This window comes from Lacrimispora struthionigena (genome assembly GCF_048627165.1).
GTDB lineage: Bacteria > Bacillota > Clostridia > Lachnospirales > Lachnospiraceae > Lacrimispora.
On sequence record NZ_JBMBWP010000002.1, the window covers coordinates 1,417,547 to 1,431,485 of the forward strand.

The 13,939-nt window shown below is 42.6% G+C and carries 12 protein-coding genes; 1 reads left to right on the top strand and 11 read right to left on the bottom strand.

Features of this window, described 5'->3' with window-relative positions; translation table 11 throughout:
* From ACOAOT_RS15775 to ACOAOT_RS15820, 10 genes are all read right to left on the bottom strand, one after another.
* Positions 1-813 carry a transketolase gene (locus tag ACOAOT_RS15775; protein WP_420219435.1) on the bottom strand — a complete coding sequence of 271 codons (813 nt, stop codon included), beginning with the start codon at positions 811-813 and terminating at the stop codon, positions 1-3.
* A 36-nt stretch (positions 814-849) separates the two neighbouring features.
* Positions 850-1,857, bottom strand: a complete 1,008-nt coding sequence (locus ACOAOT_RS15780; protein ID WP_420217870.1) for an ABC transporter permease — start codon at positions 1,855-1,857, stop codon at positions 850-852.
* The gene (locus ACOAOT_RS15785) at positions 1,851-3,359 is read right to left on the bottom strand and encodes a sugar ABC transporter ATP-binding protein (protein ID WP_420217871.1); all 1,509 of its coding nucleotides are present in this window, start codon (positions 3,357-3,359) and stop codon (positions 1,851-1,853) included. The genes ACOAOT_RS15780 and ACOAOT_RS15785 overlap by 7 nt, the downstream gene beginning before the upstream one ends.
* Positions 3,360-3,410: 51 nt before the next feature.
* A complete protein-coding gene (locus ACOAOT_RS15790; protein WP_420217872.1) occupies positions 3,411-4,418 on the bottom strand; it encodes a sugar ABC transporter substrate-binding protein in 1,008 nt (335 codons plus the stop codon).
* A 297-nt stretch (positions 4,419-4,715) separates the two neighbouring features.
* Entirely contained in the window at positions 4,716-6,878 is a 2,163-nt protein-coding gene (secF, locus tag ACOAOT_RS15795; protein ID WP_420217873.1) for a protein translocase subunit SecF, read from the bottom strand.
* 21 nt (positions 6,879-6,899) lie between these two features.
* Positions 6,900-7,343, bottom strand: coding sequence for a hypothetical protein (locus ACOAOT_RS15800; protein WP_420217874.1), 444 nt, complete (start codon positions 7,341-7,343; stop codon positions 6,900-6,902).
* Between the two features lie 141 nt (positions 7,344-7,484).
* Complete coding sequence (locus ACOAOT_RS15805) at positions 7,485-8,180, bottom strand: FadR/GntR family transcriptional regulator (RefSeq protein ID WP_277408856.1); 696 nt, start codon at positions 8,178-8,180, stop codon at positions 7,485-7,487.
* Between the two features lie 167 nt (positions 8,181-8,347).
* Entirely contained in the window at positions 8,348-8,881 is a 534-nt protein-coding gene (locus ACOAOT_RS15810) for a hypothetical protein (RefSeq protein ID WP_420217875.1), read from the bottom strand.
* Between the two features lie 119 nt (positions 8,882-9,000).
* On the bottom strand, positions 9,001-9,792 hold the full coding sequence (locus tag ACOAOT_RS15815; protein ID WP_420217876.1) for an ABC transporter ATP-binding protein: 792 nt from the start codon (positions 9,790-9,792) through the stop codon (positions 9,001-9,003).
* 1 nt (position 9,793) lies between these two features.
* Positions 9,794-10,897, bottom strand: coding sequence for a FecCD family ABC transporter permease (locus ACOAOT_RS15820; protein ID WP_420217877.1), 1,104 nt, complete (start codon positions 10,895-10,897; stop codon positions 9,794-9,796).
* A gap of 257 nt (positions 10,898-11,154) precedes the next feature.
* On the opposite strand from ACOAOT_RS15820, the gene ACOAOT_RS15825 reads away from it, so the two are divergent.
* Positions 11,155-12,219 carry an ABC transporter substrate-binding protein gene (locus ACOAOT_RS15825; protein WP_420217878.1) on the top strand — a complete coding sequence of 355 codons (1,065 nt, stop codon included), beginning with the start codon at positions 11,155-11,157 and terminating at the stop codon, positions 12,217-12,219.
* 47 nt (positions 12,220-12,266) lie between these two features.
* On the opposite strand, the gene ACOAOT_RS15830 is transcribed toward ACOAOT_RS15825, so the two are convergent.
* Positions 12,267-13,934 (bottom strand): alpha-glucosidase, encoded by a 1,668-nt coding sequence (locus ACOAOT_RS15830; RefSeq protein ID WP_420217879.1) that lies wholly within the window; start codon positions 13,932-13,934, stop codon positions 12,267-12,269.
* Between the last annotated feature and the right edge of the window lie 5 nt (positions 13,935-13,939).

Here is a 13,939-nt window from a genome sequence, read left to right on the forward strand (position 1 = left end):
CTATGCCTCCAGTTCCTTTAATGCCTGCTGTCTTTCTTCTTCATTTGGTGCTTTTCCATGCCAGCCAACCTGATTTTCCATAAAGGAAATGCCTTTTCCTTTAACCGTGTGAGCCAGAATGCATTTTGGTTTTCCTTCCATGGTACTGATGGAGTATGCTGCCAGTACCTCTTCTAAATTATTTCCATCTGGAAGCTCCAGTACCTGAAAACCAAATGCTTTGAATTTAGAAGATAAATCTCCCAAAGACATGACCTGATCATTGGCTCCGTCAATCTGAAGTCCGTTGTTATCAATAATAATGGTCAGATTGTCAAGATGATAGTTGGCAGCTGCCATACATGCCTCCCAAACCTGGCCTTCCTGCAACTCCCCGTCCCCTAAAAGGGCATAAACCTTAATATCCTTTTTCTGAGCCTTTGCGCCCAGAGCCATGCCCACTGCTATGGAAATTCCCTGTCCCAGGGAACCTGTGGAGGCGTCAATACCAGGTACTTTTTTCGCATCCGGATGACCCTGAAGAATGCTGTGAAGCTGGCGGAAGTTCTTAAACTCTGCCTTATCAAAAAATCCCATCTCTCCAAGCACTGCGTAATAGCAGGGTGCTGCATGACCCTTGCTTAACACAAACCGGTCACGATCTTCCATATCCGGGTTCTCAGGATCTACTTTCATCTGAGTATAAAAGAGCCCTGCCATCAATTCTACCGCAGATAAAGAGCCTCCCGGATGACCGCTGGCTGCATCGGCAGTCATATTAATAATATCCTTACGGATTTCCCTGCATATCTTCTTTAATTCATCTATGTCCATCATGTCCTTATGCCTCCGTCTTTTCTATGTAAATACTTATTTTCTCATAGAACCTTTCTTCTTTAAATAATCCACGTATACTGCACCCAGAATTACAAATCCTTTTACCACAAACTGCCAGTAGCTGTTGATTTTAAGAAGATTCATTCCATTGTTTAGAACACCAATGATGAGAACACCAACTACCGTACCCCCTAAGGTACCAATTCCTCCGTTAAAACTGGTTCCGCCAAGTACAGAAGCTGCTATGGCATCACGCTCAAATCCTTCTCCCACTGACGGCTGTCCGGAGTAAAGTCTTGCTGCCAGAACCACTCCGGCAAGTGCAGCCATAACCGCACTCATGACATAGACTCTTACCTGAATCCATCTGGTATCTACACCTGCATATTTGGCCGCCTCTTTGTTACCGCCTGTGGCATAGACATGGCGCCCAAAGGAGGTGCGGTTCATAATAAAATACAGAATTACAAAAGCTACACCTACAAAGATAACAGGGATGGGCACTCCCAGAAAGCTTCCAACTCCCATGTTGTTAAATGTTTCGTTATTGGACTGTGCAGGCTGTCCGCCGGTTAAAATATAGCTGACACCACGGACGATAATCTGCATGGACAGTGTGACAATAAAGGGAGGCAGTGTTGTATGGGATATTACAAATCCGTTCATAAAGCCGATAACTGCTCCAAATAACAGAGGAATTAAAAATACTGCGATCAGGGGAAGTCCTCCATTCCCGCATCGTACAGCGATTACTCCGGCTGCTGCCACAACAGAACCGACTGACAAATCAATGCCACCACAGATTAAGACACAGGTAATTCCAAAAGCGATAAAGCAGTTCACACACACCTGGCGTAAAACACTGAATAAATTATTTTTCACAAGAAAAGTATCGGTTGTGAATGATAATAAGACGCATAAGAAAACCAGGGCGATCATGGCTGCCATATTCCGTTTCAGCCAGATCAGAAAGGGATTGGTATTCCAGAGGCCCGGTGCTTTTAACTGGACTGTCTCCGGTTGATTCTTCTTGCTTAGCATGTTGTATGTTCTCCTCCCACTGCATATGACATGATCATTTCCTGCGAGCTTTCCGTTACTGTCTGATCGATGATTCCCGCCAGGCAGCCTTCCCTCATAACGGCGATTCGGCTGGAATTGTTAATAATTTCAGGAAGCTCCGAAGAAATCATAATGATGGAAACCCCTTCCTGAGCCAGGGTATGCATCAGTTTATAAATCTCAGCCTTTGCCCCCACATCAATTCCCCTTGTAGGCTCGTCCAGAATAAGGACCTTGGGCTTTGCAGCCAGCCACTTTGATATGACGATTTTTTGCTGGTTTCCGCCGGATAGTTCTCCCGCTGTCTGTTCAGTCGAAGCCATCTTAATAGAAAGCTTCTGTTTAAACTCATCAACAATACTCTTCTCTTTCTTCTTATCTACCTGTAACCGCTGTATATATTCAGAAAGTACCTGAAAAGTCAGGTTGGTTGCAATGCTGTGCCCCAGAAAAAGCCCCTGCTCCTTGCGCTCTTCCGGTACAAGGGCAATGCCTGCTGAAATGGCATCCTTCGGTTTTTTGATTGTAAGCTGTTTTCCCTCCAGCCAGACTTCGCCTGACTGTATGCTGTCAATTCCGAATATTGCCAGTGCCAGCTCTGTACGCCCAGCTCCCACCAGTCCGGAAAATCCAAGTATTTCCCCTTTTTTCAATGTAAAGCTGATATCAGTAACTTTATCGGTTGTCAAATGTTTTACTTCCAGGATTACATCGCCCCCAATGACGCGCTCATTCCCGTACATATTGTTAAACTCACGTCCGACCATCATGCTGATCAGTTCGTTTTCTGTTGTTTCACTGGTCTGCCTGGTTCCGATGAATTTACCATCCCGAAGCACAGTAACGGAATCACATACCTTAAAAGTTTCTTCCATACGGTGGGAAATGTAAATCATGGCAACTCCGGCCTTTTTTAAACGGGCAATCTGGGAAAACAGATTGTCAGTCTCACTTTTTGATAAAGAAGCAGTTGGTTCATCAAGAATTAAAATTTTCGCCCCTTCGCTGACAGCTCTTGCAATCTCTATCATCTGCTGCTGGGCTACGGACAAGCCACGAATGAGCATTCCGGAATCCAGTTTAAGCCCCAGGGCATCAAGAGCCTTTTGAGCCTCTTTTTTCATTTTCCGGTAATCCACCATTTTTAAATGATTTTTCGGTTCTCTACCAAGAAAAATATTCTCAGCAATGGTCATCTCCGGAATATTGGTGATCTCCTGATGGATAAAGCTGACGCCGAAGGCTCTGGCATCTTCTACATGCTTGATGGAAGCCTCTTTTCCGTTCATGAAAATCGTACCGGAATCTGCACTGATAATGCCGCCTAAAATTTTCATCAGAGTTGACTTTCCTGCACCATTCTCCCCCATAAGAGCCCGGACTTCTCCGGGCTTTATGGAAATACTGACTCCGTCAAGCACAACATTGCGGCCAAATGCTTTTGTAATATCTTTCATCTCAAAAACATATGCGTCTGACATGTTTTTCTACTCCTGTTCTGCATTCATCGCTTCGGGTCAAAAGTTTACGGATTACTTGCCAACGTTTTCTTCCGTAATAATAGACATAGGTACCACTACCTTCTCTTCGATTGTCTTACCAGACAGAAGTCTGTATGCACTTTCCATACAGGTAGCTCCGATTCCAGCAGGATCCTGTGCAGCAGATGCTACCATCTCACCAGACCGGATAAATCCTTTTCCTTCATCTGATCCATCCACAGATACAACTTTTGTCTTGTCCAGACGTCCAGCTTCTTTTAATGCTGCAATTGCTCCTCTGGCAGTGGGATCGTTGATTGTAAATACGCCGTCAATCACTGGATTGGCGTTGATAAAATCAACCATAATGGGCTGGGAATAATCGGACTTTGGTTTCTCTACGTCTTTTGTCTGAATGATTTCAATTCCAGGATAATTTTTCATTTCTTCTTCAAAACCCAACTGGCGGTTATAACAAACTTCTGTTGTACTGTATGTAATTTCAACTACTTTGCCTTTTCCATCTAATGCTTTAGCCAGTGCCTGTGCACAAAGCTTTCCTGCTTCCAGATTATCGGAAACAACGGTACACTGAACCAGTTCCGGATTTTTTACCGCGGTATTAAATGCAATTACCGGAATACCGGCTTCCTTACATGCTTCCAGTGTTGCCCTTACGCCTTCGGAGTTAATTGCTGAGATACAGATTACATCACACCCCTGATTGATCATATCCATAACGTCATTCATCTGCTTATTCTGATCTCCGCCTGCATCCTGTATGATGAGTTCATCTTCCGGATTCTGAAGGGATTTCTGCATTGCCTCTTTAATCTGAATGAAGAAAACATTGGTTAAATCCGGTGCAGAAACTCCGATTTTAACTGGTTTCTGCTTTTCTTCTGTTCCTTTTGCTTCCGTCCCCTTTGCTTCTGATGTTACAGCTGCAGTCGTCTGCGACTCACTTTGAGTCTGGGCTGTATTGTCTGCAGTCGAACTGCAGGCAGTCAAAGAGATTGCCATCATAGCTGATAATACAATTCCAATTACTTTTTTCATAATAATCCACCTCTCAACACGTTTAGTCGTTAAATTCCATACATTTTTTGTTACTTTTGTTGATAACATTGTATGATATCATTCTTTTAAGCTTCCCGGGCTCGCTTTTATTGTATGCTGTCATACAATATTGTAAATTCATAATACATCTTTACTCGAAATTTGTCAAGATTAATTTTAAAATTATGCAAAACAGACAAAAGGTAGTCATACACCATCATGCAATTTTGTCTTACAATCAAAAAAAAGGCCAGGCAGTCAAATTAACTGACTACCCGGCCTTCGCCTGATATCTTATTATTTACCTTTCTTTTTCTCCCACATTGCCCACAGGGTACCTGCCACACAAATTGATGAATAGCAGCCAGTCAGGATACCAAAGAACATAGGAAGTGAGAATTCCATGATGGACTCAATATGGAAATACACAGAAGCCACCATAAGAATTAATACGCAAATTCCAGTTGTTGCTGACGTATTAATGGATCTTCCCAGTGTCTGGGATGTACTTACGTTAACCAGAGTGTCCACCGGCATCTTGGAATCATGTTTTCTGTTTTCACGAATTCTGTCGTAAATTACGATAGTATCGTTAATGGAGTAACCGATGATCGTTAGTACTACCGCAACGAAAGCATCATTTAACGGAATCTGGAACAATACAAATGCAAAGAATACTACAAAAACATCATGAACCAGAGCAATCATCGCTGTTATTCCGGCAGAAAGACCAGATATAACGGAAAAACGGATCCAGACATATACAACAATAAAGATCAGTGACAGGATAATGGCAGCAGCGGCGTTTTTAAGCGCTTTTGCACCAATATATGGTTCTACGACAAATGTCTCAGACAGCTTTGCATCATTTTTGCCAATGGTACTGTTAATTGTATCCGTAATGGCTTTCTGTTCCTCTGGTGACATACCTGCATTTCCGGCAAGGGTAACAGACAGCCGCTTTAATCCGGTCATATTATCTTCTTTAATCTGAACGGTTACGGGACGCTTTGTCTCTTTTTCAATGGCTTCCTGTATTTTACCGGTATCTGCCTGTTCAGAAACGGAATAAGACAGAACTGCACCGCCTGTAAACTGGGTATCCAGTTTCACTCCATAGAAGAAGCAGCCCGCGATACCAGACAGGATAACAAATCCTGAAATAATGGCAAATATATATTTTTTCTGATAGAAAGGAATGATTTTTTTATCTTTTCTGATTCGGAACCGTTTTTCATTTCTCCAGAAATCAGACTGAATCAGTGACAGTATCAGGTGTTTGGATACAGATACACCAATCAGAAGATTTACCACCATACCAACCAGCAGGGTATAACCAAAACTCAGCATGGTTCCTGATCCAAAGATCATTAAGATCACTGCTACAATCGCAGTTGTCACATTACCGTCCAGTACCGATGAAAACGCATTCTTATAGCCGGAAACAACAGCTCCCTTTACCGATGAACCCTTCTTTAGTTCATCTGAAATACGCTCTGATATAATAATGTTGGTATCCACTGCCATACCAAGTGTCAGGATAATACCTGCAATTCCCGGAAGGGTCAGGGTATACTGGGGTATGGAAACTGCCAGCATCTGAATCACCATCTGTAAAAGCAGTGTAATACATGCAACGATACCCGGCATTTTATAGAACACGATCATAAAGAGACAGATCACGATGAATGCAGCCAGTCCGGCATAGACCATAATTGTCAGAGCATTGCTTCCCAGGGAGGGGCTAATGGTAGAGAAGTTGGTTGTTTTTAAGGAGAAAGGAAGAGCACCGGCATTAATTTTCTCAGCCAGAGCCTTGGCCTCCTCGTAATTCTTCATACCAGTGATTACCGCCTGTCCTCCTGATATCTGATTCTGCACCGTAGGATTGGAAATCAGATTATTATCCATATAAATTCCCATTCTTTTTCCAATCAGTTTTCCGGTGGCATCTTCAAACAGCTTTGATCCATTGCTGTTAAAGCTGAGAGCTACTACGTATGTCTTAATTCCATTGGATGTATTCGTCTGAGGAGTGGCCTTCTCAACATCTTTACCCTGAATTAAAACAGTTCCATCTGGATCCTTAAATGTCAGTTCTGCCATCTCACCTAACTCAGATATTGCATCTTCCGGGTTAAAATCTGTTTCCCCTGATTTCCATGGGAACTGTACTATGATATAACCAGCCTCTTTATCCACAGTTACTTCACGGTCAGCAATGTTCTGGCTGTCCATACGGCTTTCAATTACTCCCCTTGCCGATTCCAGTTCCTGAGGCGTAGGCTTACGGTCTAAATTCTGAGGCTCAAAAATAGCTTCTACGCCTCCTCGTATATCGATACCAAACCGCATATCGAAGATTCCTTTAACACTATCTCCTGCTCCAAATATTGCAATGCAAACAATGGCTGCAATTCCTAAAAATATCGCAGCAAGCATTTTCTTTCCTGGCTTCATAAGTTTTCCTCATTTTCTATATTAATTTTCAATCTGCCATAGCCTGCCTGCTGCTTCTTTTTCTCCGTCGGAATTATGAATATAACGTATCACAAACATCCGGCTTATATATCCCTCCCGCATAAGAACGGTGCGAAGTGACCATAACGCAAACGGTATAAATAAGAAGAATGTTTTTAAACATATATAATCAAGGATTACGCTCTTTAGATTTGAGCGGCTTACAATATTAAGAAATACATCACTTACCGCTTCCTCTTCCAGCACATCCTTTGATTCAATCATTGCATCATATCTTTTATGGCGCAGGTTATCACAAGAAAAACTGCTCACGGAAAAAAAGCCAGGATGTCCCAGGCTCTTGACCACATCAACCGTATTCAGTTGTGTCATTAATACTGCCATGCAAAAAAAACATGCCAGTATCAGACGATGTATCCCAGACTTTTTCCTCCTGGTGTCCAATGTAGGTCCTCCCGCTGCAGGTGTTTTTCCATCTCCTGCATACTTCTTTATACATGTTGCATTGTATCACATATTGATGAAAATGCAACGTTAATATACTGACAAAATTCCACAATTTTGGCAGGAATTTTGTCAGTTCTATTAGCGTTTTATAATTACATTCATATCTGTGTTAATCAATGAAATATGGCGTTTGGCATAAAGTTCTGCCACTTCTTCATCCCGTGCCTTTAACGCTTCCACAATGTTATGGTGTGCCCGGATTGCGTTCTGGGCATTCTGAGGAACCTGAAACGTTCTCAGCCGGAAATCACGAATGCACTCATCAATTTTTTTACTCATAAAAATGAGCATTTTGTTTTTACTGGCCTCCACAATCTGGCGGTGCAGCCGTTCATCATACTTTGCCATCCCCGCAAAATCATTCTCTTCCACAGCCCGGATAAACCGGAAATGGGTTCGTTCAATCTGCTCCAGTTCCCCATCCGTCGCCCGTTTGGCGATAATTCTGGCACACAGGGGCTCCACCGCACTTCTAACCTCAATATAATCTTTTAATTCAACTTCATTTTTAAGAAACCATTCAGCCAGTTCTTCCTGACCCAATTCCTTTTTGCTGACCAGAAATGCTCCCCGACCAGGCTTAATCTCTACCAGCCCCCTGGCCTCCAGAATGCGGAATGCTTCTCTGACTGTTCCTCTGCCAACGGTCAGTTTCTCACACCACTCCTTTTCTGTAGGCAATTTCTGCCCAACCAAAATTCCATCTGCTGCAATATAATCCTTCATGCTGTTTACTACCTGCTGTACAATGGGAATTCTGGAAAGTTCTTCCATTTAATTCACTCCTTTAATTTATGTTTTTAGTCTAAATCTTTCATGTTGTCATACAATCATTGTATCACATCTGATGAAAACTGCAAACATAAACGTGTTTTTTTACATTTCTTGTGCACATGTCGGACAATTATTGAATTAAATGGTGAAGTCTATATAGATTTTTTCTATGGTAATAATTTCCTTAATAATCCTTCCAGCTGGTCTCTTTCTTCTTTTTCCAGGCGGCTCAGCACCTCTTTGTCTCCACCCGTTATAAACTCTTCTGCCGCTTTTGTTCCTTTATCCGAAAGGGTATACTGACGTAATCCCTCTGGCTGGGTTTTCTTTTTCACATATTCCTTTTTTTCCAGTTTTTCCAGGCACTCCTTCAGCTTCTCATCTTTAATTCCCGTTTCTGATTCCAGTTCTGCTGCAGTCTTTCCATCTGTCTGGAACAATGCTCCCATTACCAGTGCTCTTAATTTCTTACCACTTAATTCTTTCTCCTTCTGACCAAACAATCGGTGAAATCCAAATTTATAATAAAGAAGAATTCTGTTAAATGAAGGTTCATAGTTTTCTGTTTGCTGTTTGCTGGTCTCTTCTTTCCGTTTTAATGATTTTGCATAGACCTTACCTTTGCTGCAGTGAAGATCATCAATGGGGCAGTGACGCTTGCAGCAGGGACAATGAAGATTATCCGTTTTTTTATCACTCATGATTATTTTCCTCCTTTGTCATAATATACAAAAGGGCATATACCAACGTATATACCCCTGAATTCATTATATTCCTCCATAGAATCCATGTCAACGTCCCTATGGAGAATATTTCTATTTTATTTTCTATCTTCCCCGCAATGCATGGATACCGGCAGATAAGCAATGCTCAACTCCCCTGTAATGGGATTGGTATAAATTTCGCACTCCACATCATAAACCTCTCCGATCAGCTGCCTGGTCAGTACCTCCATTGGAGTTCCATGTGAAATCACTTTTCCCTGCTTCATCACGTAAAGATAATCACAGTATTCAGCAGCCAGCTCCAGATCATGCAGAGCAGCCAGGGTGCCAACATTCATTCCCTTTACAATGGATAAAATCTGCAGCTGGTATTTAATGTCCAGATGATTGGTGGGCTCATCCATAACCAGGAAGGAGGGCTGCTGTGCCAGGGCACGTGCCAGTATGACTCGCTGTTTTTCACCTCCCGACAAGGTAAGGTAGCTGCGATTTTCATATCCGGACAAGCTGACCTGTTTCAGTGCAGCACTGACAATTTTATAATCCTCCTCCGAATCGCCCTCCATAAATTTTTTGTGGGGAGTCCTTCCCATAAGAACCATTTCCTGAACGGTAAAATCAAAGCTAAGATCATTAAACTGACCAACAACACCCATAATACGGGAAACCGACTTGGGATCTGATTTCACCACATCCAGATCACCCAGATAAATACTGCCCTGCCTGGGCTTTATCACCTTATAAATACTCTTAAGCAGCGTGGACTTTCCACAGCCATTAGGTCCTATTAATCCAACGAACTGTTTATCTTTTACTTTAATTGAAATATCCTTTACAATATCAGTATTGGATAACGTAACGATCATATTATTTGCCTGAAGATCCACCTTATTTTCCTCCAAATCCATAACCTTTTTTCATTAGCATATACATAAACATGGGAGCTCCGATCATGGAAGTAATAATGCCAATGGGCAATTCACTCTGATGGATCAAGGTACGTGAAAATACATCAGCCCAAATGAGAAAGGCAGCTCCAAACAAAGCAGAAGCCGGAATCAGTCTTTTATGATCTGTTCCCACCACCCCCCTGACAATATGAGGAATAATTAATCCAACAAAACCGATGGTTCCACAGCTGGAAACTATAATTCCCGTAACGAATGCACAAACCATCATATAAATGCGAAGATAACGGTTTAAGGAAATGCCCAGCGTGACAGCTGCTTCATTCCCTAATAGCATGGTGTTGAGCACCCGAAACTGGGTTAAGAAAAACACAACCGCAATTCCTATACTGATTGCTGCCAAAGGAAGCTTCTCCCATGTTGCTGACGCAATACTTCCCATGGTCCAGAAAGTTACTGTCTTAATTCCTTCTGCATTATTTGCAAAATAGATAATAAAATTGGAAAACGCACTGCACAGCGCATTGATTACCATGCCTGTTAGCACCAGCTTGGCAGAAGTAATCTTCCCTCCCATATGAGCAATAACCATCACCAGAACAGCAGCTCCAAATGCCCCTGCAAATGCCCAGGCGGCAACACCCATCTGCCCCAGCACTCCTGGAAAACCAAATCCCAGCAAAATAGCAAAGGTAGCTCCTAAGGCACCTCCTGAGGAAATGCCCAATATGTAAGGGTCTGCCAGCGGATTTTGTACGGTAGCCTGCATTACTGCACCGCATAGCGAAAGCCCGATTCCAACCAGCATCGACATCAGCGCCCTGGGCAGACGGATGTGCCATATAATATCCGCAAAAGAGGCCGTGGAAAGCCCTTCTAATGAGCCAAATCTCATTCCGGAAATCTTATAAAGCAGAATCTGAAACGTATCATCAAGAGAGATAGGCACTTGCCCGATGGACACCGAACAACCGACTGAAAATACAATAAAAACCATCAGGGCGAAAACCAACGGTACAAATGTCTTATGCTGGATGCTTTCTTTTTTTCTATTCTTTGCAGTTATGCTGCCTTGTGTCTTCATGCTGATGCTCCTTAGTAATTAACATATTAGTGTAAATGAACCCTTATGTTTCTATTAGTTAGTTGTTTCTAACCGCATTTCAATATATCATACCTCAATATAACTGTCAACACTATCGTCATTCATGAATCAGGTGAATATCGTCATTCATGAATCAGGTGAAACCTTATAAAACAGGTTGACAAATCCACTGTTTTTACAGTATACTCTTTTGAGTTAGCTTTCACTAACTAATAATTTAAAAAGGAGAAACACGTTTGAATATCACTTGGAAAAAGCATTTTGCCGGCGTATCGCTGTCAGTTCTTATGGTTGCAGGATTAGTTGGATGTACCTCCAGCTCTGCCTCTTCCACCCCTGAAAAGACAACTCAAAAAACGGAGACTGTGGATTCTCAGACTAACCAACAGTCCAGTTCCGTCTCCTATCCCTTAACCGTGTCCAATTACAGCATCAATGATGGCAATTGGACATCCAGGCAGCAGGTTTTTGAAGCAGCTCCCACACGTGTGGTCGCCAACAACCAGTCTACAGCGGAACTGCTGATTCGTTTGGGTCTGACAGACACCATGGCAGGTGTTGCCGCTCTTTATGGTGAGACCTCTGAAGATATTGCCGAAGAATTCTTAAAAATCCCCGTACTGGCCGAAGGTTATGTTGGAAAAGAAGTAGCTCTGGGAGCCAATCCCGATTTGATTATTGGTCGTGGTGACTTGTTTGCGGATGCAGAATGGGGTGTGGGAAGCGTTGATGAATTAAATTCTTTGGGCATTCGTACTTACATTTTTAACACCTGCAAACGAGGCGCAACCGTTGACGCTTTGTTTCAGGATATAGAAGAGCTTGGCAGAATATTTAGTGTACAGGATCATGCTTCCGCATTTTCGGACAGCCTTCATTCCAGGATTAATCACTTGACTGATACGCTCTCAGGAGTTGCACCGCAGCTTACTTATGCCTATGTATCCTACAGCGATGGAGACCTTTCCGTCTATTCCGCAACCTCTGATACCTTTCAGAATGATGCGTTGAATATGATAAATCTGGACAATGCTTTTAAAAATGCAGCCGGTGAGATCACATTGGAGCAGCTTGTCTCAACCAATCCTGATGTTCTATTGATATCTCGTTACGCAGGGGGCCCGGAGGCAGAAAAATCCGTTGAAGAAATTTATAAGATGCCTGCACTACAGTCACTTTCTGCTGTTCTGAATAAGCAGATATACATTATAGACTTTAGTCAGTTCTGGGGTTATAGTTATCAGATTCTGGACGGAGTGGAACAGCTTGCATCGGATATGTACCCGGATCTTATCAACTGACGCCTGTATGGCAGTCAGTTGATAAAAATCGGGGAGGTTCTAATTGGCTAAAATAACAGTACCAGCACCTGATATTCCTTTAGTAATAGCTTCTTCCCTTCTTCTCTTACCGTCTCGTAATTATTAAGCAAGATTTTCCGGTAGGGTTCCACCAGATCTATTTCCTGTTCTTCCATTTTAAAGTTTCCTATGACAAGAATCCTCTCATGTTCCCCGTTTCTATAGTAGGCCATCAGCCGTTTCATTTCTAAATATGCCGGTGTCAGCTGGCCGTAAACAAGGGTATCTTTATATTCCTCATTCTTTCTTAGGGCAATCAGCTTTTTATAAAAGTGAAAAACGGAATCAGGATCTGCAGACTGATGATCCAGATTAATGGAGGCGTAGTCCTTACTGACTGGAAGCCAGGCCGTTCCTGTGGTAAATCCGGCATTCTCACTATCGTCCCATTGGAAGGGTACCCTTGCATTATCCCGGCTGTAGCGTTTTACAGCCTCCAAAGCCTGTTCCTTTGACAAACCGTTTTCGATTGCCACCTGATATTCTTCTAATGTGGAAATGTCGTCATACTGGTCAATGCTTTCAAAGGCCACATTCTCCATACCTATTTCCTGCCCCTGATAGATGAAGGGCATTCCTTTTAACAGAAAATACAAAGCTGCCAGCATCTTTTTCGCAGCATCGGAGCACTCTCCCTCAGGAATATATCTGCTTACTCCCCTTGGTTCATCGTGATTTTCAATGATATTAGAAAGAAAACCGATCCCTTCCGCTCTTTCCTGGCTGTCAAAGCAGCACTTCCTGTAATCGTCGGGAGTAACAGGACCATTGTCATACCAGCCTTTTTCACTTGCCCCGAATACAGTCTGGCTGAAATCAAAGATGCTGGAAAAGCATCCGTCTTCCCCTATAAAATCACACAGCTCTTCCTTTTTCTCATTAAAAACTTCACCCACGGTAAAGGCATCATATTTATGAAAGGTGGCGTCCCGCATTTCCTTTAAAAAATCCATAATGCCCTCATTTTCTTTTAGCATTAGCCTGCAGTCCGCCAGTCCGTCTTCCCGGTCAGGCTCATAATTATGAAAAGGAAGGGCCTTTTTAATATTCATAATGGCATCAATCCGAAATCCTGCAATCCCTTTTTCCAGCCACCAGTTTATCATGTCGTAGATTTCTTTTCGCACTACCGGATTTTCCCAGTTTAAATCCGGCTGCTTTTTGTGGAAAAGGTGAAGGTAATAAAGGCCGGTATCCCCTATTTGTTCCCATGCACTTCCTCCGAAATAGGACCGGATATTGGAAGGCTCTTTCCCATCTCTTCCTTCCCTGATGTAAAAATAATCACCATATTCGCCTTTCGGATCTTTCAGGGCTTTCTGAAACCATTCATGTTCATCGGAGCAATGGTTCACCACTAAATCAAGAAGAACGTAGAGATTCCTTTTTTTTGCTTCATCAATCAGTTCCTGCAAATCCTCCATGGTGCCGAACCGGGGATCAATCTCATAGTAATTGGAAATATCATATCCCTGATCTGCAAAGGGAGACTGATAGATCGGTGATAGCCAGATAATATCGATACCAAGCTCCTTTAAGTAATCCAGTTTTGAAATTACGCCTCTTAAATCTCCTATACCATCTCCGTTGGTATCGCGAAAGCTTTTCGGATAGATCTGATAGGCAACCTTATCATGCCACCATTGTTTTTTCATTTAAT